This window comes from Paenibacillus dendritiformis, assembly GCF_945605565.1.
GTDB lineage: Bacteria > Bacillota > Bacilli > Paenibacillales > Paenibacillaceae > Paenibacillus_B > Paenibacillus_B dendritiformis_A.
This window is the reverse complement of the sequence record NZ_OX216966.1, coordinates 2,184,335-2,209,468: the sequence shown is the minus strand read 5'-3', so window position 1 is coordinate 2,209,468 and position 25,134 is coordinate 2,184,335. Positions and strand designations below refer to the sequence as shown.

General features: G+C 56.6%; 18 protein-coding genes and 1 riboswitch. Of the genes, 4 read left to right on the top strand and 14 right to left on the bottom strand.

All coding sequences use genetic code 11. From position 1 onward, the window contains the following. Positions 1-27: 27 nt before the first annotated feature. The gene (locus NNL35_RS09595; RefSeq protein ID WP_006676040.1) at positions 28-1,386 is read right to left on the bottom strand and encodes a TrkH family potassium uptake protein; all 1,359 of its coding nucleotides are present in this window, start codon (positions 1,384-1,386) and stop codon (positions 28-30) included. Positions 1,387-1,443: 57 nt separating this feature from the next. Further along, positions 1,444-1,599: riboswitch (cyclic di-AMP (ydaO/yuaA leader) on the bottom strand. A gap of 244 nt (positions 1,600-1,843) precedes the next feature. On the opposite strand from NNL35_RS09595, the gene NNL35_RS09590 reads away from it, so the two are divergent. Beyond that, a complete protein-coding gene (locus NNL35_RS09590) occupies positions 1,844-3,484 on the top strand; it encodes a CPBP family intramembrane glutamic endopeptidase (protein ID WP_006676041.1) in 1,641 nt (546 codons plus the stop codon). 106 nt (positions 3,485-3,590) lie between these two features. On the opposite strand, the gene NNL35_RS09585 is transcribed toward NNL35_RS09590, so the two are convergent. The 5 genes from NNL35_RS09585 to trxA form a co-directional block, all read right to left on the bottom strand. After that, entirely contained in the window at positions 3,591-4,424 is an 834-nt protein-coding gene (locus NNL35_RS09585; protein WP_006676042.1) for a phosphoenolpyruvate hydrolase family protein, read from the bottom strand. Then, positions 4,421-5,653: a Tm-1-like ATP-binding domain-containing protein gene (locus NNL35_RS09580; protein WP_006676043.1), complete on the bottom strand. Its 1,233-nt coding sequence runs from the start codon at positions 5,651-5,653 to the stop codon at positions 4,421-4,423. The genes NNL35_RS09585 and NNL35_RS09580 overlap by 4 nt, the downstream gene beginning before the upstream one ends. Before the next feature lie 106 nt (positions 5,654-5,759). Beyond that, on the bottom strand, positions 5,760-6,959 hold the full coding sequence (locus NNL35_RS09575) for a phosphoenolpyruvate hydrolase family protein (protein WP_006676044.1): 1,200 nt from the start codon (positions 6,957-6,959) through the stop codon (positions 5,760-5,762). A gap of 935 nt (positions 6,960-7,894) precedes the next feature. Then, positions 7,895-10,072 carry an excinuclease ABC subunit UvrC gene (gene uvrC / locus NNL35_RS09570; protein WP_006676045.1) on the bottom strand — a complete coding sequence of 726 codons (2,178 nt, stop codon included), beginning with the start codon at positions 10,070-10,072 and terminating at the stop codon, positions 7,895-7,897. A 187-nt stretch (positions 10,073-10,259) separates the two neighbouring features. Then, positions 10,260-10,580 (bottom strand): thioredoxin, encoded by a 321-nt coding sequence (gene trxA, locus NNL35_RS09565; RefSeq protein ID WP_006676046.1) that lies wholly within the window; start codon positions 10,578-10,580, stop codon positions 10,260-10,262. A 250-nt stretch (positions 10,581-10,830) separates the two neighbouring features. Here trxA and NNL35_RS09560 point away from each other — a divergent pair, with 250 nt between their 5' ends. Further along, positions 10,831-10,980 (top strand): hypothetical protein, encoded by a 150-nt coding sequence (locus tag NNL35_RS09560; protein WP_006676047.1) that lies wholly within the window; start codon positions 10,831-10,833, stop codon positions 10,978-10,980. A gap of 211 nt (positions 10,981-11,191) precedes the next feature. On the opposite strand, the gene NNL35_RS09555 is transcribed toward NNL35_RS09560, so the two are convergent. The 5 genes from NNL35_RS09555 to abc-f all read right to left on the bottom strand — a co-directional run bounded on the left by NNL35_RS09555 (position 11,192) and on the right by abc-f (position 17,704). Further along, positions 11,192-12,583 carry an MFS transporter gene (locus tag NNL35_RS09555; protein WP_006676048.1) on the bottom strand — a complete coding sequence of 464 codons (1,392 nt, stop codon included), beginning with the start codon at positions 12,581-12,583 and terminating at the stop codon, positions 11,192-11,194. Between the two features lie 169 nt (positions 12,584-12,752). Next, positions 12,753-13,178: a MarR family winged helix-turn-helix transcriptional regulator gene (locus NNL35_RS09550; protein ID WP_006676049.1), complete on the bottom strand. Its 426-nt coding sequence runs from the start codon at positions 13,176-13,178 to the stop codon at positions 12,753-12,755. A 96-nt stretch (positions 13,179-13,274) separates the two neighbouring features. Further along, positions 13,275-14,231 carry a primosomal protein DnaI gene (gene dnaI / locus NNL35_RS09545; protein WP_006676050.1) on the bottom strand — a complete coding sequence of 319 codons (957 nt, stop codon included), beginning with the start codon at positions 14,229-14,231 and terminating at the stop codon, positions 13,275-13,277. Between the two features lie 70 nt (positions 14,232-14,301). Beyond that, entirely contained in the window at positions 14,302-15,813 is a 1,512-nt protein-coding gene (locus NNL35_RS09540) for a DnaD domain protein (RefSeq protein ID WP_040730612.1), read from the bottom strand. Positions 15,814-15,973: 160 nt separating this feature from the next. Then, on the bottom strand, positions 15,974-17,704 hold the full coding sequence (gene abc-f, locus NNL35_RS09535; protein ID WP_006676052.1) for a ribosomal protection-like ABC-F family protein: 1,731 nt from the start codon (positions 17,702-17,704) through the stop codon (positions 15,974-15,976). A gap of 43 nt (positions 17,705-17,747) precedes the next feature. On the opposite strand from abc-f, the gene NNL35_RS30350 reads away from it, so the two are divergent. Beyond that, positions 17,748-17,873 (top strand): hypothetical protein, encoded by a 126-nt coding sequence (locus NNL35_RS30350; RefSeq protein WP_274380368.1) that lies wholly within the window; start codon positions 17,748-17,750, stop codon positions 17,871-17,873. Positions 17,874-18,159: 286 nt separating this feature from the next. Here NNL35_RS30350 and NNL35_RS09530 read toward each other — a convergent pair whose 3' ends face one another. Both NNL35_RS09530 and NNL35_RS09525 read right to left on the bottom strand, forming a co-directional pair. Continuing rightward, positions 18,160-21,321, bottom strand: coding sequence for a chitinase (locus NNL35_RS09530; protein WP_006676053.1), 3,162 nt, complete (start codon positions 21,319-21,321; stop codon positions 18,160-18,162). Positions 21,322-22,533: 1,212 nt separating this feature from the next. Further along, complete coding sequence (locus tag NNL35_RS09525) at positions 22,534-22,827, bottom strand: YuiB family protein (protein WP_040730647.1); 294 nt, start codon at positions 22,825-22,827, stop codon at positions 22,534-22,536. 248 nt (positions 22,828-23,075) lie between these two features. On the opposite strand from NNL35_RS09525, the gene hemQ reads away from it, so the two are divergent. After that, positions 23,076-23,828: a hydrogen peroxide-dependent heme synthase gene (gene hemQ / locus NNL35_RS09520; protein ID WP_006676055.1), complete on the top strand. Its 753-nt coding sequence runs from the start codon at positions 23,076-23,078 to the stop codon at positions 23,826-23,828. Between the two features lie 76 nt (positions 23,829-23,904). On the opposite strand, the gene NNL35_RS09515 is transcribed toward hemQ, so the two are convergent. Next, positions 23,905-25,071, bottom strand: coding sequence for a 2-methylaconitate cis-trans isomerase PrpF family protein (locus tag NNL35_RS09515; protein WP_006676056.1), 1,167 nt, complete (start codon positions 25,069-25,071; stop codon positions 23,905-23,907). Between the last annotated feature and the right edge of the window lie 63 nt (positions 25,072-25,134).

The window sequence follows — 25,134 nt, the reverse complement described above, 5'->3', positions numbered from 1 at the left end:
TATAGGTAACCCCGGAATGCACACCGATTATCCAATCGTAATTTTGCCTTCCGGGTGCTTGTATAGCTCACGTTCGCTTTTCGGACCTAAGGCATAGGCCAGCGTGATCGGACCGAGCCGCCCCGCGAACATCATCAGACAGATCAATAATTTGCCGACCACGGTCAAATCGCTCGTCAGGCCCGCAGTCAATCCGACGGTGCCGAAGGCCGAGGTCGTCTCGAACAATATCATCAAAAAAGGATGATCCTCGGTCGTGGACAATACCATCGTTACCCCGATTACCATGAACAAGGCCATCAACGTGATCGTGACCGCCTTAAATATCCGGTCTTTGCCCAGCCGATGACGGAAGATGACGATGTCCTCCTTCCCGCGAATCATCGTGATGACGGCGCCGATAAGAATGGCGAACGTCGTCGTCTTGATTCCGCCGCCCGTCGAACCGGGAGAGGCGCCGATGAACATCAGCACGACAATGAAGAACTGCGTTGCCTGCCGCATTGCTCCGATGTCGACGGTGTTCGCTCCGGCTGTACGCGGGCTGACCGATTGGAAGAGCGCCGCCCACATCTTCTGCCAGCCGTTCAGACCGCCCAGCGTCGCCGGATTCGTGAATTCGAAGACGAGAATGACGATGGCGCCCAATACGATGAGCAAGCCCGTCATCGTCAACACGACCTTGGAATGCAGCGATAGCCTGCGGGTGCGCCGGTAATCCGCCACATCGGACAGGACGATGAACCCGATTCCGCCCAGCACGATAAGCAGTATCGCGACGATATTCACGATCGGGTCGCCAACATACAGGGTCAGGCTGCTGAACGGTCCCGAGACGGAGCCGAACAGATCGAAGCCGGCGTTATTGAATAGCGAGATTGCGTGAAAAATGCCGTAGTACAGTGCCTTGCCGAACGGCAGGTCAAAGGCCCAGCGCAGCGTGAACAGGACCGCTGCTGCCCCTTCGATGCAGAACGCGTACAGCAGCACCTTGCGAATCAGGCGGACGATGCCCTCCATGCTGCCTTGATTCAGCGCTTCCTGCAAAATGAGCCGTTCCTTCAACGAAATACGCTTGCGAAAAGCAAGAGCGAACAGCGTCGCCATCGTCATGAAGCCGAGTCCGCCAACCTGAATCAGCGTAATAATGACGATCTGCCCGAACAAGGTGAAATGCGTGCCCGTATCCACCACGACAAGCCCCGTTACGCAAGTTGCCGACGTGGCTGTGAACAGCGCATCGATGAAGGGGAGAGGCTGACCATCCGAATTGGCTATCGGAAGCATCAGCAGCAGCGCCCCGATGAGAATAATCGTCCCGAACCCCATCACCAGAATTTGCGGCGGGGTGAGCTGCCACCGGGATGCTTTTTTAATGGATTTCATCGAAATCACCTCATTTTCAGCACGAAAAAAAGCACTGGAAATCCAATGCTAACGCTGGTATCCTGACGTTCAATGCCTACGAGGTTAGCTGACGGATTCGGGCGCGTCCAGGCCGCCCTATTTGCGTCGATCCTTAACGCGGATCGGCGCAAAATTCACCCCAATGATCGGGTCCCCCGCTTTCGTATTCACGAAATTCGGCTGTATTCAATTCATAACGAGATTATATACGTTTCATGACAAGGGCACAAAGTCGATGCAGCCACAAAATAAACAAAAAATACAGGAAAAAGACTTCAAATAGCGCTTACATCCTATCCTAATCTCCCACTGTGTCTTTCACGCTTACTATTTCAACGTGTAGCTGTTTTCTTCCATAATTTGCATGCCTGGACTTTCCGCCAAGAGAGTGGATACAATAATGAAAAGCACCGGAATGGATAACGGAGGTAGCGCTATGCCTGTGTCCCATCATTCAACGAAACGTTTATTGCTGGCTTCGATCATTGGATTTATAGTGTTTGTGCTCCTGCAGATTGTTATTCCCTCGCTTCAGGAAGCGAACCGGACCGGGCCAGAGCAGGAGCGAACGCTTCTGACGAAGCGACAGGCTGCCGAACGGGCACTTGAATTTGTGAGTCGCGAGCCGTGGAGAAGCCTCATGATGGTGTCGGAACAGGAGCCGACGGTCGTCTACAAGACCGACAGGCTGGCGGCAGGCTATATGAACCGGGAAAGATTGGCCGCAAGCTATGCTGACTGGGACAGCCAGGCCCCGATTGACATTTATCAAGTCCTGCTCGGCGTCACGACACCCGACGGGAAGGACATTTTGAAGATTGACGTACATATGACAAGCGGCAGCGTGGTGGGGTATGAATTAGCCGCGATGCCGGGGAGGCCACAATCGGAGCTGCCCGCGCTCGCAGAAGAGAAGGCACGGCCGATTGCCGCCCGCGAGCTGAGCGCGCTCGGCTGGGACCCTTCCAAGCTGGTGCTGCAGAACGTTCACCCGTCCCGGCCAGATGAACTGCGCTATACCGTCAAGCAGGGCGAGATCGGAGCGGCCCGGCTCGAACTGGTCGTGCGCATGCGCTCAGATCGCGTCGTTGCGCTGCATCCCGTCTGGAGCGTTCCGCCCGACTATCAGGCACTTGACCAGACACAGATCGAGACCGCCGGCTCCGTATACCGCTTCGGCTACCGGTGGATGTCGATCATGCTCAGCATGCTCGCCCTCTGGGCCTGCATCTATTACCGGCGGCGGATCCGCTTCAGCTCAGGAACGCTGATCGCGTTGTCGATCCTGTCGTGCGCGATCTCTGTGCTCCATATGTGGAATATGATGCCCGGGCTGGTCGTCCTGCAGTTCGGAGTGCCCCGTACGGAACTGAACCTGACTGCGGCGCTCGTGCTGCAAGGGGCCATTATGGTCACCCAAGGGCTGTTCCTCTATTTTTCGCTTGTATCAGGCTCCTATTTGTGGAGAGAGGAGGGGCGAACCGATCTGCTGCCGACTTGGCGCGATCCGTCCTTCGGCACGGTCTTGACCGGGTCCTTCCGCCTCGGAACACTGTACGCGGGCGTACTGCTCGGCATACAGAGCGTCATCTTCCTGACGCTGGAGACGGGCTTCGGCGCCTGGTCGGCTACCGACGCCTCCATGTCGCCGCTCAATCTGACCGTGCCTGCCCTCTATCCGCTCCTCGCCTGGATGGCGGCGATTTCGGAGGAAGGCGTATTCCGCTGGTTCGGGACCGGCCTGCTGAACCGCTGGATTCGGAACCCATGGGCAGCCGGCGTCATCCCGACCTTGGTGTGGGCTTTCGGCCATGTGACGTATCCGATATACCCGTACTATTCACGGCCGGTGGAGCTGCTCATTATCGGCTTCCTGTTCCTCGCGATCATGCTGCGCCATGGCTTCTGGACCGCCATGTTCGCCCATCTCATGCTCGACAACGTGCTGATGAGCATCTCTTACCTGCTGGAGGGAACGGCAGCCGGCCTCGGGCTCGGCGTATTCTATCTGGCGCTGCCGGTATTGATCGTGTACGGCATACGCCGTCTCCATCGGTATAGAACAAGGCTGCTATGAAAAAAAGACGTGTACGGCGTAACCTCCTTGCGGCGGGGTTATCCGTGTACACGTCTTATTTATAACAGCGTTGCGGGACAGGCCCAGCAATGCTGTTTTTCTTTATTTACGATTTCAATTTAACATGTTTGAACGCTTCGGCTTGCTGGCGGATGCCAACCTCGGCGGCGAACCGCTCGATGCTGGAAGCGCCGAAAAATCCATCAATGCCGGTCGTATGCTCGAAAATATAGCGGGCATCCTCCGGCTCCGCAATCGGACCGCCGTGGCAGATGACCAAAATATCCGGATTCACCGAACGGCCCGCATCGGCGATGGCCTGAATTCTCTTGGCGCAATCGTCAAGAGTGAGCGCGGTCTTCGCGCCGATCGTCCCTTTGGTCGTCAAGCCCATATGCGCGACCAAAATATCCGCGCCCGCCTTGGCCATCTTGATCGCCTGCTCTTCGTCGAACACATACGGCGTCGTGAGCAGATCAAGCTCATGGGCCTTGCGAATCATGTCTACTTCCAGATCATAGCCCATGCCTGTCTCCTCCAGATTCGCCCGGAAGACGCCGTCGATCAAGCCGACGGTCGGGAAGTTCTGCACGCCCGCGAAGCCTTGTTCCTTCAACTGCTTCAGGAACACATCCATGATGCGGAACGGATCGGTGCCGCACACGCCCGCCAGCACCGGAGCGCGCTTCACGACCGGCAATACTTCCGCCCCCATATCGACCACGATCTGGTTGGCATCCCCGTAAGGCATCAATCCCGCCAGCGAGCCCCGGCCGGCCATTCTATATCTTCCCGAGTTGTAAATGATGATCAAATCGACGCCGCCCGCTTCGCCGCTCTTGGCGGAGATGCCGGTTCCCGCTCCGGCGCCCAAGATCATGTCGCCTTTGGCGACTTGCGCTTTCAGTTGGCTGATGATTTCCTGACGAGTTTGTTTCATTTTGCATCCTCCTCTTGTGTGTGCTTCCGCATCAGTTCGACCAGCTTCCGGGCTGCGGCCAGCGCAAAGCTCTTGTCATTGATGTCCGCATCCAGTTCGATGAGCTCTATGGCATTGCGGTCAATCTCCTGTCTAAGCGTATCGAACAACGCCCGATCCTCTTCCGGTCCGTAGAATGGCTGCCCTTCCACATCCAGACCGGATACGCCCTTCAAGGGCAGCATGAGCGCGGTCGGGGCGATCGCCTCATTCAACTTCCCGGCGATAATTTTGCCGAGCTCTGTATTTTCCTCCACGGTTGTTCTCATCAACGTGACGGTCGGATTATGCTTGTAGAACGTTCGATTCGCGAACTTCTCCGGCACCGTCTCGAACGGGCCGAAGTTCACCATGTCCAATGCTCCTGTCGAGACCACTTGAGGCACGCGCGCCCGCACGGCTGCTTCGAGCCGATTCGGTCCCGCATTGAGCACGCCGCCGACCAGCTCGTCGCACCACTCCGTAGTGGTGATATCGAGAACGCCATCGAAGAATCCGGAATCGATCAACCGTTCCATCGTCTTGCCGCCGGCGCCGGTGGCATGGAACACGACGACTTCATAGCCTTGTTCCTCCAAATACTCGCGGGCTTGATTGACGCAAGGCGTCGTCAGCCCGAACATCGTCGCGGCGATGAGCGGCTTTTTCTCCACGGCATGCTCCACCTCGAACTTCAGCATGCCGGCTATCGCCAGGGCCGCGTTCGTAAATATTTTGGTCGAAATCGAGTTCAGGCCCGACACGTCGACGATAGATGGATACATCATAATATCGCTCGTCCCGACATATTGCGAGACGTTCCCGGAAGCGACGGTCGACACCATTATCTTCGGCACGCCGATTGGGAGCGCTCTCATTCCGGGCGTAACGATAGATGTGCCGCCGCTGCCGCCGAAGGAGATGATTCCATCGAATTTCCCTTCCGCGTACAGTCTCGGAACCAGCTTTTCCATGCCCTTCGCAAGTACTTCCGTTGCTAACGATCGGTCCCGTTTGGAGGCGATTTCACGAATATCCGCTCCAGCTTCCCTCGCTACTTCCTCATTCGAGACGTCCGGGACGAACATAGGCTCGAACACTCCGCTATGGATCATAAGCGTATTCAGCCCAAGACCTTGAAGCATATCTCTGACAAAAGAAAACTCGGTACCTTTGGAATCAAACGTTCCGACTATCGCGACTGTTTTCAATGGCATAACCTCCTCGGTAAAGTGGAAGTATTCAAGATTGCTGAACTTGCTTACAATTCAAGTATAGAGCTTTCAAAGGGGCAATTCATGTGAATTTGTACGGCGTTTATGTGTTTTTGTACTGACGTCGATATTCTCGCGGGGACAGCCCCGTCAGTTTTTTGAATGTTTTGCTGAAATGGGCGTAGTCATTATATCCGGCCAGCGCCGACACCTCGGACAGCTCGATATGGTCCTGCTTCATGAACTCCATGGCCTTGTTGATTCGGAATCTCGTCACGTATTCGGGGAACGTGCACCCCACCTCTTTTTTGAACAAATAGCTTAAATGCGTACGCGAAATATGGGCTACCAAAGCGAGTTCCGTAAACGAAATCTCATTCATGTAATTCGCGGCCACATACTCCTTCACGAACTGCACATAATCATAATGCTTGGCCACGCCCTCCAGCATATGGCGAAGGAGCTTGTCCTGCTCGGTCAGCCCCGCCTCCTTGAACTCGCTGGCCGTCTGCGTAATCGCCGCTTCGGAAGGGATTCGCTCGAAGGACGATCCGCCCAAATAGCCCACGGCTCCGGTATTGTCGTACATATACTCCACGTCGGAAGGCGTGTTGACCGGCCCGCCGTAGACCATTTTCATAACGCCGGGATTGACCTCATCGCAGGCTTTAAAAATAGCTTTTGCCAGCTCCGCCGCCGCTTTGAGCGACAATACCTTTTTGGCGCCGAGAACGCCGCCCTTCGTAAAGCCCAAATGCGCGCACACGATATCCGCTCCGGCATTGGCCATACGCCGAGCCTGCTCTTCTTCGAACACGAACGCGATCGTAAACAAGCCTTTCTCATGCGCTATCTGAATCGCCTCGATTTCGATGTCGAAGCAAGTCCCTTCTTCCTTCAAAGCCTCACCAAAAAGACCACCCATTAATCCGACGGTCGGATAGTTATTTATTCCAGAAAAGCCCTGTTCCCGAATCGATTCAATATATGGCTCTAACTCAATAGTCGGATCCGTCGCGCACAGCCCGAAGATAACGGGAACATCTCTGACGATAGGGATAATTTCCCTCGTTCCGAATTCCATCACGAGATCGTTGCTGTTCGAAAAGGGAAGCAGCCCGCCAAGCGAGCTCAATCCCATCTGCCGGAACCGGCCTGAATTTAAGGCTAAAATGAAATCCGCTCCGCCCTTTACCGCATATTTCGCGGTGATGCCCGCCCCGGCTGCTACGCCAATAATATGCCCGTTCGCCTGGATCTGTGATTGCAGCTTCGTTCTTATCGTCCCGCGGTCGAAATACACGACAACACACCCTTTACCGGCTCAATGCTTATTTCTTGACCAACATCATAACATTCCCCGGATGAACGGTCTATAAACGTGAAAGGCCGCGCTGACCGCTAGAGAGCAGCACCGCCTCTCTGCCTTCTTTTCTTTCCCCAAGGTTAGGTTCATCCCATCTTTTATCCTTAGAGACATTCTCCCCTTGGCTCAGTTTCCGTCCCGGGGGGCCTTTCCGCTTCCTTTTGCGCACTCTCCCATCTCGTCAGGAGGCTACCTGCTCTGCATTCCTTAGGGTAGCTATCCCATCCACTCAGAAAGGCTTCCCGCTCCGCATTCCTTAGGGTAGCTATCCCATCCAGTCAGGAGGCTTCCCGCTCTGCATTCCTTAGGGCGGTTATCCCATCCAGTCAGAAGGCTTCCCGTTCTGCATTCCTTAGGGCGATTATCCCATCTAGTCAGATGGCTTCCCGTTCTGCATTCCTTAGGGTGACCATCCCATCCAGTCAGAAATGCTTCGCGCTCCGCATTCCTTAGGGTCCTATCCCATCCAGTCAGAAGGCTTCCCGCTCTTCACTTCTTCGGAACCTATCCCATCTATTCAGGAGGCTCCTCTTCCAGATTCCTGCGGATCCGATTCCATCAGCTTCAGCTGGTTCGGGGCAGCTATAGTCCTCGGTTCCCGCCTCCCCTTCCCATTTCCCTAGGCCAGAGTCTTCGGCATCTTCACCCATATCAACAAGGTTGAAGCGGCAAGGTGCTAACAGGAAGCAAGTCGTGCCGAGCTTCGATTCTGAGCGGAGGGGAGATTGCTTATAAGGAACTCCGAACCCTTGCGAAGAGGGACCGAGTCAACCCGGTTCTACGGCCAAGCGGAAGCAAGTACGTTTCAACCGGAACCGTCCCCAAAAAAGAAGCTTTGCAGGAACAGCCTGCAAAGCTTCGCTTGAGTCTTGTTATTCATCGTTATCGTTGTCCACATCGGCAGCCTCCATGTCCGGGGCATCCTGCTCCGCTTCGTGCGGTTCCTTCTCTTGCCGGAGCGAGGCCAAGATCGTAGTCGCCAGCTTCTCGCCGATCCCGATCTCCCGGAAATCCTCGACCGATGCTTCCCGGATTTTCTTCAAGGAGCCGAAGTGCTTCAGCAGCAGCTTCCGCCGCTTCTCGCCAATGCCCGGAATGGAATCGAGCGCCGACGTCACCATCGATTTGGCCCGCCGTTCGCGGTGGAACGAGATCGCGAAGCGGTGAACCTCATCCTGAATTCGCTGCAGCAGGTAGAACTCCTGGCTGTCCCGCGCAAGCGGCACGATGGCGGGCGGGAATCCGGCCATCAGCTGCGCCGTCTTATGCTTGTTGTCCTTGACAAGCCCGCATACCGGGATGTCGAGGCCAAGCTCATTCTCGAGCACATCCAGCGCCGCCGACATCTGACCGCGGCCGCCGTCCACGATAATGAGATCCGGCATATCCAGCTGCTCCTTCAGCACCCGTTCATAGCGGCGGCGGATGACTTCGCGCATCGTCTCGTAATCATCCGGGCCGACGACGGTGCGCACTTTGTATTTCCGGTACTCCTTCTTGTCCGGCTTGCCGTCGGTGAAGACGACCATCGCAGAGACCGGGTCGGCCCCCTGGATATTGGAGTTGTCGAACGCTTCGATCCGGCGAAGCGCACCGATCCCGAGCGCATCCCCGAGCCGTTGGGCTGCCCGCTGCGTCCGCTCCTCGCTCCGCTCGACCAGCTTGAACTTCTCTTCCAGGGCAACGCGCGCATTTTCCATCGCCATCGAGATCATCTGCTTCTTCAACCCGCGCTTCGGCAGGATGACCTTCACCTTCAGCCATTGCTGCAGCGCTTCTGTCGTCGCCAAGCTCTCTTCGGCATGCGGAACGGCGTCCAGACCCTTCGGATTAGCCCCCTCTTCCGCGTCGTCGCCGTCTGTCGAATCCTCCGGTTGGCCTGCATCCGGAATGCGGGCGGATTCATCCGAATCTCCGTCCGTCTCTTGCCGGGCCTCCACCGCCGCCAGAGCGGCTTCAGCGGCCGCGTCTGCCGCCAGCGCAGCCAATCCGTCCGGATCCGGGAGCAGAATCTCCTTCGGCACCGCCGGATTCTCGCTGTAATATTGCGTCACGAATGACATGAAGTCGGCATAAGGCTCCCCATAGAACGGGAATTGGGTCGTATGGCGCTCGATCATTTTTCCTTGACGGATATATAGAATCTGCACGCACATCCAGCCTTTGTCCACCGCGAACCCGAACACATCCCGATCGACCTGATCGGATGTATTGATGTTCTGCTTCTCCATAATCGCCGCGATCGCCATCAGTTGGTCGCGATATTCCTTGGCCCGCTCGAATTGCAGCTCTTCGGCCGCCTCCTCCATCTTCCGCTGCAGCTCGCGTTTAATCTCTTCATGTCCGCCGCTGAGAAATTTGGATATCTCCTGCACCATGTTTTCGTATTCGGACTCGGTCACCTCGTATTCACACGGCGCCAAGCACTGGCCAATATGATAATACAAGCAGACCCGGTCCGGCAGCGTGGAGCATTTGCGCAGCGGGTAGAGGCGATCGAGCAGCTTCTTCGTCTGCTGGGCAGCGAAGCCGTTCGGATAAGGGCCGAAATATTTCGCCTTATCCTTCAGCACCCGGCGCGTCACCTCCAGCCGCGGGTGGCGTTCATTTGTTATTTTGATATAAGGGAACGTCTTGTCATCCTTCAGCAGCACATTGTAACGCGGGTGATGCTTCTTAATAAGATTGCATTCCAAGATGAGGGCTTCCATATTGCTGCCGGTGACGATATATTCAAAATCGCGGATTTCCGCTACAAGTCGTTGGGTTTTGCCGTCATGGCTGCCCGAGAAATAGGAGCGGACACGGTTCTTGAGCACCTTGGCCTTGCCGACATAAATAATTGTGCCCTCTCTGTTCTTCATCAAATAGCAGCCTGGCGCATCGGGCAGCAAGGCGAGCTTGTGGTGAATCTTCTCCAGCGCCTGGGCGCGTTCGGCCAACGCTTCGGCATCCAGTTCGTCTTCCTGTTCCGGGGCATAGCGTTCATTCCAGCGGGCCTTCCACCGCTCTGCGCGCCAGTTCGGGCGGTTCTTGTCCGAGTCGCTCACGCGAGCTCCCTCCTTACCATCATTGTTCCTGCCTCGGCACCCTGCGTGAAGGCTCACGCCGTTCACTTTAGATGCATGACTCTTCTATTTTATCAAAAAAGAGGGCGCTGCGCTTCTGCTCAACGCAAAGAAGCCTTCCTGAAACAGGAAGGCTTCTCTTCTATCGCATGCTCATCCGCACGGATGCTTATTGATGCTTGCCAATCAAGCCTTTGAGCGCATCCTTGGAGTTCAGGCCGACCACTTTGTCCACTGGCTGGCCGTCCTTGAACACGATGATCGTCGGAATGCTCATCACGCCGAAGCGGGAAGCGGATTCCGGATTCTCATCCACGTTCACCTTCGCGATCGTGGCTTGACCGCTTACTTCTCCGTCCAATTCTTCAAGAATCGGAGCCAATCTCTTGCAAGGGCCGCACCAAGGCGCCCAAAAGTCGACCAATACAACGCCCTGCTGACCTTCTACCTCGGTCTTGAACGACTGGTCGGACACATTTACGATAGCCATGTTAGAGAACCTCCTTTATCGTGAAAAACAGAATATCTGAGTCAACAAGTAAAGTATACCACAAGTCGGACTTTTATGTGAAATCAGAGCGGGATGCATTTTGTTAGGAATTTGTCACAGGATAAGAAAGCCCGGACTTTACAGTTCCGCCGCCGTTCGATATACTAGAGGCGTTAAAATGGGTTTTACTACCTGTCTATGTTGTGATCTGAATCATTGCAACGTGACGGACAGATGGGAGGACGCGCTAATGGAAGCCAATACGATGGATCCTCGCGAACATGTCAACGAAGAGCCGAGAAATGATTTTTCAGACGTGTTGTTCGGGTTCAACGCCATGTTCGGGTTTATGTTCGTCGTCTTCTTCGGTATGGTGATCATTAAGTTCATGATATCGTAACATCCAATCGCCATACGTCGTTCCGCGGGCAGGTCCGGATTGGTTCCGCCTGCCGGGAACCGCGTCAAGCGGAAGCGTCCGAACCGTTCAACCCGTTCTTGCACAAGTAACAATACCGGTAAAGCATGCAGCGATGCATGCTTTTTTTGCTGCTATCGAAGCCATTCCAGCATCCATCGCGATGCGAACGGACAAAGGCGAATGGTTAGCTTCAACGTTTGACCGCAATGCGGCAGGCGGCGGCCAAGCTGATAACGATGAACAACAACTGGGCGGTTAAGGCAAGCATGACGCCCGCAAAGATTCCCAATTGCAGCGAATCGCTGATGGCGATCAGCGCCCCGCCAATGCCTACGCTTAATCCGGGCCCGAACGCATCGACGAATTGGAGCTGGGACGACACCTCGCCTTCCTGGCCGGGCTCTGCATGCTGCAGCGCAATGGCTCCCGTGGTCGGGTTGGCCAGCCCGATGCCGAATCCGGTGCATATTTGGGAGAGAATCGCCAAGGCAATGATGCCGCCAGGCAGCCCGATTACCGCCATTACGCACATCACTCCGCTAACCATCATGGCGACCCCGGTGACCACTCTCTTTTTCCTGCCCTTGCCGGCATCCCGTTCGTCAAGCTTGGATTGCAGCCAAGCCGCGGTGGACCAGCTCAACGCTCCGGCAGCCACAATTAAGCCGGCAATGTCCGCAGACAGACCCTTCACCTCGATCAAGGCCAAGACAACGTAGCTCTCCGTAGCGACATAACAGGCAACATAGAACCCTCTGGATACAATGGTGGCAGGCAAGCCTTTGCGAAGAAGAAAGGACCCGGAAGGGAGCAGCTTGCGCAAAGGATGCACCAACAGAATAATGCCCGCCACCGTCAACGCGATGCCGCCCCACTCGGATATAGAACCTAAGCCGGTCAGCAGCAGCCCCGTGCCCAGCGTCAAAATGAGGGCATAGATTTCTTTATGATGGCGTTGTCCCGATGACGTGCGCCCGGTCTGCTGCATGTGCCGAAAGGAGGGAATCGTCAAAATCACGGCCAGCACAACGAAAGGGAGCACAAACCAGAATACAAATCTCCACGAGGCGAGCTCGGCGATAACTCCTGCCAGATAAGGACCGATTAATGCAGGAAGGATATAGGCCCCGGAAAATGCCGCAAGGATTTTGGTCCGCAGGGCATCAGGATAGCGCAGCGTGATGCTGTAATACACGCAAGTGATGCTGGCGCCCGCGCCAAAGCCTTGAAGCGCTCTCCCGGCAATAAGCATATACATATTGACCGCTGATGCCGCGACGGCAATGCCGATAACAAACATGATAATGGCCGCCATAAAGGAGCGAGTGACTCCCCTCCTGTCAATCTGCTGCCCCATGATCATCGTGCCGATAATTTGAGATAACAGAAAGGCGCTGAATATCCACCCATATAAATGGATGCCCTCTAAATGCTGCGCCAATTTGGGGGCAATGGTCGTGATGGCCAGCCCTTCAAACGCCATCGTCGTAACGATCAAAACGATGCCGATGGTTAACGCCCGGTAGGGAGCATCGAGGATCCCTGCCTTTTTCGATTCCGTGTCCACCTGTGTACCCACCATACTTGTCACATCCTTAATTGCTATAGCAATTAATTTTCCAAAAAAATAATCGGATCTCCCGCTCAATTGAAAATAACAGCCCTCACCTCCGCCTATCTATTTGTTGTGATGATAATGGTCATAGCAACTATTTGTCCATAAAACGAAGGACCTCGCCCAGACAAGCAAGCTACAGATCCTTGACATTGTTGTACATCACCGCAAGCGTCCGTCTGAAGTTGTCTACCTCCTCTTCAGTTAAACCGGCTATCGTTTTTTTATAGGCTTCAATCGAAGGCTCCATAATCTCGTCCTTGATATCCCGTCCTTTGGAGGTTAAATAGACGCGCAAAGCTCTTCTGTCCGTCTCATGGGTGACACGATGGATAAAACCCTTTTTCTCCAGCTTGAACAACATTCGCGCAATGTTCGTCTGATCCTTGTACAAGCGCTCGGCAAGCTCCTTTTGCGTGATGCCCTCCTGCTCCCACAGCACGACAAGAATCTCCCATTGATCGACGGTGATGCCGAACGGGCTGACTACTTTTTGATAATAATTGCTCAACTTCAAATCTGCACGGCTCACGATGACGCCAATATATTTTTCTAATTCCAAAGCGGGCCTCCATTATTGATGTGACGATAGTTGCTATGACCATTATAATTTCGTCTTGCTCATCCTGTCAACGCAGCATAAAAAAAGACACGCTCATCACGTGTCTTCCATTCCCCGTTTGTTGCGCCCATTCACATGGACGATGTCCGTAAACGGCTTAATCCGGTCCATCAGGCGCTCCGCCTTATAAATATCTTCCCCGTCGCGCGTGTAGCTGAAATGCTTCAGCAGCGAGTTGGTGTCATAATTCGACGTATAGAAGGTCGGCTTCCGGTTCATCCGGTAGTTCAAAATCGAGCCGAGCACATGATCGCGCACCCAGGCCGACATGTTCTCCGCTCCGATATCGTCAAATACGAGCAGGTCGGTCTCCTTCATCAGCTCGATCGTCTCCCGCAGCTTCTGCGGCTCCTGGAACATCGATTTGAGCTCCTCGACGAATTCCGGCATGTAGACGATGACCCCGGTATATCCGGCGCGGGCCAGCTCGTACAGCACATAGCTCATCAGGAAGGTCTTCCCGGTCCCGAACGGTCCGACCAGGTACAATCCATGCGGCGTCAGCCCGGATTCCTTCGCCTGCATCACATATTCCATCACCTTTTTGACCGCAGGCACACGCTCCATGTCGATCTCCAGCATCTCCCGGGCGGAATATCCCTGCTTGAGAGCCGTCTCATCCACATAAAAGGAACGGACGCGGTTATGGATCGACTGCTGGCGCTCATGTGCAAGCCACTTCTGGCACGGGACCTTGCGGTCATAAATGAACGCCTGACCGTTGACCTCCTCCGCGCTCAGCCGGGTGTAATGCCCGTGGAAATCGTTCGGGCACTGCTCCAGGCCCGGGCATTGGCTGCAATGCCCCGCCTCCTTCACGTACTGGTACAATTTGTTCATATTCATGCGAAGGCTGCGCTCGTCCAGCTCGGGGTGGGAGCTGCGGAATTCGGCGACGAGCGGATGGTTCATCAGCTCGGCCATCTTCTGCTCCGCTTGCGCGCGCCGGCTGCCAAGCGGCAGCTGCTTCAACAGTTCGCCTATCGATTCCATGCGGGAGCCCTCCTTATCTTCTGTCTTCGATATTCATCGTGTGGGAAGCCTGCAAGCATGCCTGCCGGCCTTAGGCTTGTCCGTCCAATCTGCGGGCGAGCGCCCGTGCGGCGTCGATCTCCTCCTGTGACAGCGAGGAGGGGGCATCCTGCGAGCGGGTCACGATCGGAATCGCCGGCTTCGCCGATTTCCCGTAGCGGCTGCGCGTCCGCTGCGAAGCGGCCTTCCCGCCCGAACGGGCCGCGCCCGCCTCCTGCACCTGGGATTGCTGGCGGATATACATTACCGCTTGCTCGTAAGTGTTGACCTGCTTCACCAGCATATTGGACACAATCGCTTCGACGAAGTTGCGGTTCAACCGCTGCTCAGCCCCCTGTGCGAGCATGGTCATCAAATAATGAATGAGTACGTTAATGACTTCATCCGGCAGCTTATAATTGATATCCATCTTGGTGAACATATCCAGAAAAGAGTCCGGCACCGCGCCCGGGAAAAACCGCTCCAGCAGCTGGGTGTACGGCGTATTGCGAAGCATCATATTGTATTGGTGAATATCGCATTTGCCGCTGAACTGGGGGGGCACGTCAACATAGAACTCCATCTCGACCGCGACCTCCTCTTGCGGGGCCGCGGATTCCTCCCCGAGATGGCCGATGCGCTGCTGCTCCCGCTCCTGCCATTCCCCGCGGCGCTTGTTCTGACGGAAGTGCAGATGCGCCCGGTGCTGCAGCTCATCGATGACGATGCGGCCGTCCTGCGCAAAGATGCCGTCTTCATCGAGAAGCCGGACCGTCTCCTGCAGCGTGAGCCCGAACTTGCGGACGACATAATTGATGACGCCGATCCCTTCCTGGTCATAGCGCAGCCGTTCGACGAAACTGCGGTTAACCGACTGCTTCGGGAAGCGGATAATAATGTCGGCATAGTTCAAGGCCGGCGTCTCCGATTCCTCGCTCACCGCCGGAGGGCGGACGGTTGCCCGGCTCGGCGCCACTTCATCCAGCGCCTGCTCCAGCTCAACGTCGATCACCTGCGTATTCAAGCGGAACAGTTCATAGAACGGAATCGAAATATTTTCACGATCCGCCTCCTTCACCGTCGCATCGAACGGCTCGCCCGTACTGAATTGCTCCCTCAGATTCAGCACGGCGTACTTGCCGACGAAATCGCGCAGCAGCAGGGTCAGATGCTGTGTCCGGAAAAATTCATGAGGCGAAAGCGGAGGCTGAAGCTCGTATTCGTACATATGCTCCTCCATGTCCGGAAGCAGCATCCGCGACGTCTGCAGCAATCCGACCGCCTCCAGCTTCGAGGTCTGTTCGACGAAATAGGTCCGTCCCTTCTCGCTTGGCTCCAGCCCAAGCAGCAGAAACAGCCGGCGCTGCGCATCGACGCCCGAGTAGCCGACACGGTCCGCAGGCGCATGCTGGTACAATAAATGATATAACCCAATCGCGAATGCTCCGACCATCGGCTGATAGACGTGGGACAGCATCTTCCGATCCAGCTCGCTGAGGCTGAATTCCCGGTAAGCCACATACCGATGGTGCTCTGTAAAATGATGCATGTTGGACATTCGCATGACACTCTCTCCTTTTCATCCGTGCACGTCACGTTCACCTATTGTAACATACTTGAGACGAACCGTCCGGGGAAAAATCCGGTGTTCCGCTATTGGGGATGCCCCGTGCACAAGTCCAGTCCGGCCGCCGCAGCCGCGGCAGCCGGTTCGGATCTCCCGCTCATCGCATCGCCCGGCGCAGCTCCAGCAATTCGGCATAACGCCGCTCCAGCCGCTCCTTCTCGGCCTCGTCCTGGCGAACCGGCTGGGACAGCCGGGACAGCAGCTCGGACCATTCCAGCTCGACCATCATCCGCTGCTCCTCCGTCCAGGCCGCTTCCTCTCGGGCGGAGCCTTCGGCTTGCGGCTCTGGCTGTTGCGGCGACTTCTTCTCGGCATGCAGCATCTCGATCGGCAGCAGCTCCAGCGACTGTCCGCTGAAGCGGAGGACATGCGTGGCCGTCCGTTCCAGCAGCATACGGTCATGGGTCGCGAACAGTAGCGTCCCCGGATAGGCGGCCAGCACCCGCTCCAGCTCCTCGCGCGCCTCGATGTCGAGGTAATTCGTCGGCTCATCCAGCAGCAGCACATTGGCTTCGCTCAAGAACAGCTTGACGAGCTGCGTCTTGACCTTCTCTCCGCCGCTCAGCTGCCAGACCGGCTTCAACGCCTCGTCCCGGCGGAGCCGCAGCCGGGCCAGCGCCGTGCGAATGGCGGTCTGGTCGTAGGCGCTTGACTTCTGCACATTCGCCAAGGCGCTCTCCTGCAGGTCAAGCGAGTACAGCTTCTGATCGAAATAGGCGACGCGCGCATTCGGCGCGAACCGGATCATAGCGGATGAAGCGCCCTCTTCCGGCCCGCCGTCCAGCGCTTCGCTTCTCTGCTTCAGCAGCCGCAGCAGCGTCGTTTTCCCCGATCCGTTCGGCCCGAGCAAGGCCACCTTCATCTGCGGACGGATGCGGAAGCTGCCGTCCCGCACCAGTTCCCGCTCCCCGGCGCACAGCCGCAGCTCCTTGACCTCAAGCGCGCTCTTGCTCCGGAGCGGCCGATGGCATTCCGCATCGAAGGCGACGGGCGGAAGCTCGAACGGGCGCTCCACCTGCGGCAGCTTCTCCAGCCGCGTCTCCATCGCCTTGACCCGTTTGTCCATCTTTCCCTGCTTGCGGTTGAAGTGGGGCCGCGCAGAACGAATCTCCTTGCTGGTCAATCCTTTGCGCGGACGCGGGGTGCCGACGCCCTGCGCCATGACCCTCGTCTGGACGATCATCTCCTGCAGCCGGTCCCGCTCCGCGATGTACTGGTCATACTCGCGCTGGCGCTCCGTACGCAGCCGTTCCTTCTCTACGCAGTAATCGTCGTAGCCGCCGGCATAAATATGGAGGGTCCCGTTCTCCATCTCCCATATTTTCGTGCAGACCCGGTTCAGGAGCGTCCGGTCATGCGAGATAAGCAGCAGCGTGCCCGTCCGTGAGAAATCGAGCAGCCGGTCTTCCATCCGCTTCATCTGCTCCATATCGAGATGGCTGGTCGGCTCGTCGAGCAGCAGCAGCTCGGCGCCGCCCTGCAGCGCCTGTTCGAGCCGCTGCTTCGTCCGTTCTCCGCCGCTAAGCGTTGCCTCGGCCGAGACTTCATCACGAATATCGTCGAGCTGGGGCACGAAGGCGCAGGACGCCATTTGCCGCACACTCCCTTGCGCGGGCTCCAGCAGCCCGGCCAATATCCGGATCAGCGTCGTCTTGCCAGCGCCGTTTGCCCCGATCAGTCCGATCCGTTCGCCGGAATAGACGCGCAGCGTCTCGGGAATCGTGAACAGGCGGCGGTCTCCGGCCTCGGCGGCCAGGCCGCTCGCCTCTAATACAAGCTTGCCGGCAGGCGGCATCTGCCTGCCTTCGGTATGTCTGATTGAATTCATAAAAAAACCTCCCTGGATTCCAGAGAGGATAGATGTTACGGCAATGCTCAAGGATGTCTGGCCGCTGGCCATGCTGCCGGCAAGCCGCAAGACGGCGCGTGCCCCAGAGGCAGCGTCTCTTCGCAAGCGGCCGAAGCCGCCTGCATCTTGCAGCGCCTGCACCGCTTAGGCAGCCAGTCCTCCGCGCGTGTCAGCGCAGGGTCTCACTGCGCCGAAGCGCGCAGCAGCAATCATATCCTTGAATTTCGGTCAAGACATAGCCGGTGACAATCCGCCAGCAGGCAGATCTATCCTCTCTGAACGTACATTTTGAGATCGATATAGTCAAAATGATTCGCTTCAGTTCGGATTAATTAATCATCGGCGATGTACCTTTCCCTTTCCTTCGAATGTTTTGCCCGCCCGTCTCGCTGCGGCAGGCATATCTTCATTGTATGCGATGCGGCCGCCTTCTGTCAAAAGTCCCCTCCGTTCGGCCCTCCTCTTCCGGAGGACAATCCATTCAACTGGTCCAGATAAGCGCGATGCGGATTGGAGAAGCCGAATCGATTGAAGCGGTCCCAATTGATCGACCACGTCATCAAGCCGCGGAGCTCGGGATAACCGGCCGGGTTCCGCAGCGTATAGCTGCCCCCGAACGCTCGCCCCTTGATGAGATAATCGAGCGCCTTATGCACTTCTGCGACGCCCGTATAGCCGTTGCCCGCCTGGCTGTCAGCAGGCAGGCCGATGACGACCTGATCCGGGCGCAGCCCCGGGAAGACCCGGTTCGGATCTTTGGCGAGCGGGAAGCCCGTCACCAGCATGTCGGCCATCGCCACATGGAAGTCGGCACTGCCCATCGTATAATACCGATTGTCCAGGCCGGTCACCGGTCCGGAATTGTAATGCTGCACCTGCACCCAAGCGATGATGTCGCGCAAGGCATGGATGACGGGCAAGTATGCCCCGGCGCGCCGATCGCCGCCCCATTGGCCGGCGCCATAATTCGTATACCCGACCTGGACGAAAAACGTCTCCGGCGCCATCGTCAGCAGGAAATCCGATCCGAAATGATCATGAATGGCGCGCAGCGCCTCAATCAGATGGATAACAGCCGGTGTCGTCGGGCGCTCGAGGTCGGTGTCCCCCTGGTTCAAATAAAGCGATTGCCCTTCGAAATCAATGTCCAATCCGTCGAAGCCGTACTTCTCGATAATCGCGATCATCGATTGGACGAACCGGTCGCGAGCGGCGGGAGTCGTCAATTCGACGTGGCCGTTCTGGCCGCCGATCGAGATGGTCACTTTTTTGCCTAGACTCTGCAAGTAAGCGACATCTTCCTTGAAGGCGGCATCGGTATATTGGTAAGGCGTGAATTCAATGTTCCCGCTGTTGTCCGCCGGCTCGGCAAATGCGACATGGATAACATCGAAATTGGCGGAGACCTCCCGCAGCGAAAGGAAGCCCGCACCGTTCACGAAGTTATGCCAGTAGCCGACCAATACTTTGCCGGGCAGCGGACCCGGCCCGCCGGCAGCGGAGGTCGTCACGCTCAAGGCGGCGCTGGGCGGTGACACATTGCCCGCCGCATCCTTCGCCTTCACCGCAAAGGAATACGCCGTCTCCGGCGCCAATCCGGTGACATTCGCGGTAGTGCCGCTCGTCGTGGTGGCCAACGTCTGATCCCGGTACACCTCATATCCCGTTACTCCGATATTGTCTGTCGCCGGGCTCCAGGCGAGCGACACGCTGGTCGCCGTCTTGCCGATCAGCCTCAGATCGGCCGGAGCGCTGGGTGGTTCGTTATCCTCCGGCTCTTCCCCCTCGCTGACGTAGCTCCAGAGCGCCGGCACGTTGGGCGGCTCCCAGCCCGCCAGGGACGTATGCGGCTGCCGGCAGCGGTATATCTTCCCTTGATACGAGACGAGATCGTCGGCGGCGTAGCTCACCCCCGGAGCCCAGGCGGCAGCGGCGAGAGCACCGTCAGCAGCCGGCGGCGCTTTTACGACTGCTGATAGCGACGCTTCGGCGATTGCTGACGGCGACGACAGAATGCGGACCGCCTGCTCCGGGCCAGCGGCAAGACCGGAGGCGCTGCTTAATCCGTTGAAGGCCGATCGGACCTGATTGGCAAAGGCATAGCCGCTCGTAGCGTCCCAATTGACCGACCATGTCATCACGCCGCGGAAGTTCGGATAGCCCCCGGCTTGCTGCAGCGTATACGCACCGCCGTAGGATGTGCCCTTCACTATATAGCGGAGTGCCTTCGCGATATCCGCCCCCGAGGTGTAGCCGCCCGAAGGAGCGGCGCTAGGCACGGCCGGGAGGCCGATTGCGACCTGATCTTCCCGCAGCGGCTGGAACAGATTGTTCGGGTTGCGTCCGATCGGGAAGCCCCGCAGCAGCATTTCCGCCATGGCCACCTGGAAATCGGCCGTCCCCTGCGTGTAGACGCGGCCGTCCAGCGCCTCGTTGCCGCCGGCGTTATAATGCTGGACATGAATGAAATCCAGCTTGTCGCGCAGCCCGTGAATGACAGGCAGGTAAGCGCCCCATGGACCGGCGTAGGCGACGATGCCGCCCTGGACGTAGGCGATCTCCGGCGCCATCGTCAGCATGAAGCCCGGGCCGACGCGATCGCTGAGCTGCCGGACGGCGGCGATGAGATTCACGATTTTCGGCGTCGTCGGATGGCGGTAATCCGTATCCCCGGCGCCCAGCGAGACGGAGCCGCCCTCCAAATCGATATCCAGTCCGTCAAAGCCATAGGTCTGGATGATGCTTGCCAATGAATTGACGAAATTTTGGACGTCCTGATTGCTGTGAAGCTCAACCGAGCCGTTCTGCCCGCCGATGGAGATCAGCACCTTCTTCCCCTGGCTGTGCAAATAGGCGACATCCGAACGGAATTCCTCGACCGTGGCGTTGTATGGCGTGAAGCTCAAGGTCGAGCGGTCTCCCCCTACCGTCTCGGCGAAGGCGACATGAATGACGTCATACTGCGGCGATACGTCGCGCAGCTTCAGGGCGGTCGAGCCGTTGTCGAAGTTATGCCAGTAGCCAATCAGCAGCTTGCCGGGAGCCGGGTTCGGGCCAGGCCCTCCCGGCGCGGTCGTGGCGGTCACGGCCGCGCTCGGAGCAGAAGCATTGCCAGCCGCATCCTTCGCCTTCACGGTGAACGAATACGACGTGTCCGGCGTCAGTCCCGTCACGGTATACGACGTGATCGCGGTCGTTCCCGCGAGCGTTCCGTTCCGGTACACCTCATAGCCGGTGACGCCGACATTATCGCTCGCTGCGTCCCAGCTTAACGACACGGCCGTGGACGTGAAGCCAGTCACGGCCAGATTCGCTGGAGCCGTCGGCGGCTCGGTATCCGGATCCGGATCTGGGTCCGGTCCGGGGCCTGCATGAGGAGTCCAAAGCGCCGGCGCATTCGGCGGCTCCCATCCGCTTAGCGAGGTGTGCGGCTGGATGCACTTGTAGTCGGCGCCGCCGTAGGTGACGACATCGCCAGCCCGATAATCGGTATTCGGCGCCCATGACGGCGCCGCAAATACGCTTGCGGGGAATACGGAACAGAGCAAGGCGAGCACGAATAGAAAAACCAGAGCTTTGCGGTTCGCTGCCCTCATTTCATTACATTCCTCCTTTTTATCAACATGAATCAAGCCTTCGGGAAGGCCAACGTCTCCGTCTTCGCTGCATCACCTCCAACTTCGTCCCCTCCTGGCCGCTGCAGTCTCTGTTACCACCGAGCAATACCGAGCAAAATATTCCCAGGAGCTCTATAATTCCAATAAAACACCCTATGCGGGCCGGCTACAAGGATAAATATCTACACACAGGGATACTATTCTATATTCGGGATAACGGCGCTGGAGAGGAACTCTACCCTGCGGGGGAAAGACTTTGATGAGAACAACTTAGAAGAGATCAATTCAAAAAGATCATCACTTTAAAAATTTCTGCTTTATAGATTGCTGCAGTTAGAGATAACTACTTGAAAGATTGCCGCTCTAGAGATAACTGCATTGGAGATTAATGCATTCGAGATAGGTTCTTTGGAGTTTGCTCCATTTGTAATGGATGCTTTTGGAGATAACTGTTCTGAGATTGCAGCTTTGGAGATAGCTAGTTCGGAGATAACTGCTTTGAAAATTCCAGCTATCGAGATAGCTAGTTCGGAGAACTGCTTTGAAAATTGCAGCTATCGAGATAGCTAGTTCGGAAAACTGCTTTGAGAGAGAATGCGTCCGGAGAAATATACGTTCTTGCTTCCTTCAACGGATTGTGCTTGTTGTTTTGCTGACCCCGGCACTGTAAGGTCGTGCTTTCTGTCATTGCGGTTCTATGGAAATACTGCAACAATGCAGTATTCTTACCGAGGCGCTTATTCGAAATAGAAGATCCTGCAAATATACATCAATTTCGGCTGATAACGGGCTCAAATGGAGTGAGAGGGGCGGATTCCTGCACTTTTGCAGGAATTTCTGTAATTTCCCCCTTTAAACACCAAAATTACTGCGCTTTCGCAGGATTTTTTCCATTTGTGCCTCATCCGGCGCTGTCCGTGCTTCATAAAGGCATGAGGGTGTGCAGGTGGACAAGGGTACAGGCGAGCTCTGCGCACAGGCGGATATGATGATGCTGGCGGGCATCTACCGCCGCCGAACTGCATCCGGATGCGCGAGAGCGCGCCCCATAAGCGCCATCATGATGCCGCAAAAAACCGCTGTAGCCTCCCCTTCAGCGGTTGAACCCTCGGGCTTCAGCGCTTCGCACCCTCGCGGCTCCACTCCGATCCAAAAAGGCGCGGAACCCCGTTCCACGCCCAGTAAACCAAGTCAAAACATTTTGTAGCCGCTCTTGCGAAGCAAGTCTATCGTCTTGCCGCTGACGAAGGCTCCTGCCAGTCCCGCCAATGCCGTCAAATAATCGACAAGACCATAGCTTCCGATATTGCCGATAAAGGTCAGATCGCTCTTCCACAGCATCCAAATGGTCGCCGGCAGCACAATAACGATATAAAATCCGATTGGGAACCAGGTCGTCTTCATCAGCATGTTCAAAATAAACCCGATCCCGAACATCATGACGAAGAACAGCATCATCAAAATGATGACCATAATCCATCCCATCATGTCTATCATCATCCCCCTGTAACCTATCTCCACATGGATACTCCGACGGCCTGCCGCATATCCAAAATTCACTAATTTGCCTTGATTAGTATTAGTGTACTGGCACAGAAGCCAAAAATCAACGAACATTCAGTGACATTTATCACCTTCAAGTTGCTCCTGGGCCGACAGATAAGCTACAATGGCCTTGTGCATGTTCGATGATGAAGACATTTTCATATAATAAAGCATTGGAGGTTCACGACATGAATGAAGCCGCATTAACATTGGAAGGCTGGTATGCGCTCCATGATTTTCGCTTAATCGACTGGACGAAGTGGAACAAGGCGGATGACGAGGAGCGGGCACATGCGCTGGACGAACTGCAATCGCTCTGGTCCGATTGGACTAAGGCTGAGGAAGAGAAGCGGGGAAGCACCGCTGTATACAGCATCGTCGGGCAGAAGGCCGATCTCGTTCAATTCCATCTGCGCGAGACCTTGGAAGAATTGAACGCGATGGAGCATGCCTTCAATAAAACCTCCTTCGCACAATATACGATTCCGACTTATTCGTACGTGAGCATTGTCGAGCTCAGCAATTATATGGCGAAGCCGGGGGCGACCGGCGATCCGATGGATAATCCGGAAGTGGCGGCCCGCCTGAAGCCGACGCTGCCGAAGAGCAAGCATATCTGCTTCTATCCGATGAACAAGAAGCGCGATCTCGCCGACAACTGGTATATGCTGTCGATGGACGATCGCCGCGCCATGATGCGAAGCCACGGCATGATCGGCCGCAGCTATGCCGGCAAGGTGAAGCAGATCATTACCGGATCCGTCGGCCTGGACGATTGGGAATGGGGCGTCACGCTGTTCAGCGACGACGCGCTGCAATTCAAAAAGCTGGTCTACGAGATGCGCTTCGATGAAGTGAGCGCCCGCTTCGGCGAATTCGGCTCCTTCTACGTCGGGAACCTGCTCACGCCGGAGAAGCTGAACGACATCATGAAGGTATAACGTTGCCTGCGCTAGCCGTATAAACGCAGACCGGGAAGCCCGCAGGGGCTTCCCGTTTTTTTATTCCATGAGCCGCTCAGGTAGCGGAGGCCAGCACGGCTGCCGGAATATAGGCGTCGCCGGCCATTAATCTGCGGGCGGTTCGGCCGCAAGCCGCCCGCGTGACAAGCCAATCCGAAGCGGTCCGGGCGACGGCGGCTTCCGCATACATCGTGCCTGACGGATGGCCGATGCGCACGGCCGAACCGGAGGAGGCAGCCAACCGGTTGGGGATCGTCCCCGGTATTTGGCAGGCGGCCGCAAGCGCCAACGCCCCGCCGACGGCATGCGCCTTATGAAGGCCTCCCATCGAAATATAGCGCGATAAAATATCGATGTCCGCCGCCCGGATCATCTCATGAGCCGACGTGACATAATCGGCCGGCTCCGCGACGAGGACGAGCTTGGGGAGCGAATGGGTTCCCGGGCCGACCGGTTCGTCCGGCCGGATCAGACCGGCGAGAATGCCGCCCCCGACGCGAACCTGCTCCAGCGTGTCCAGCAGCGCCGCATTGCCGTTGATGCCCTCCCGAAGCTCCGTGCCCGCAAGCCCGACATCCCGCGCGTGGACAAAGACAATCGTGTTGACGCAGTCCACGATACTGATCTCGATCCGCCGCCCGCCGCTCACCTGCACCGCGTCGACAGCATTCCCGGTCGGCAGCGTTTTGCCCGTAAACGTGCCGCCCGCATCGGGGAAATTCAGCATAATCTTGGACGATTCGCCCGGAACGCCGGCGATCGAGAACCGGCCTTCATATTGGATGGCCCCGTTCTCCACCGGAATCTCGGCAATAATTAGTTTATCGATGTTGGTATTGTATATCCTCACTTCCGTGATCGGTTCGGTCAAGGCGACGTAACCTTCTTCCGCGGCATACAGCCCGACCGCCGCCGTCAGATTGCCGCACGTGACTTTATAATCGATGACGTTCTTGTCGAGGCTGACTTGGCCGAAGGTATAATCGATATGCGCCTCTGGAATGGAAGGCGGGCCGACCAAGGCCAGCTTGCTGGTCAGGCTGCTGCCTCCTCCGAGCCCGTCGATCTGATTGCTGTCCGGACTGCCGAACATGCGCAAAATGACCTGATCCCGCAGCGCGCGATCGGACGGAAGATCGCATGTCCGCAATATAAGCCCTTTGCTTGTTCCTCCCCGCATCATCACCGCCGGTATGCCGACCACTTGTCCAAAGCCATACATTGCCCCTCACTCCTTGTCTGTCGCTGCAGTCGATTCAATTGACTTTTTAATTTCAGTGTATTA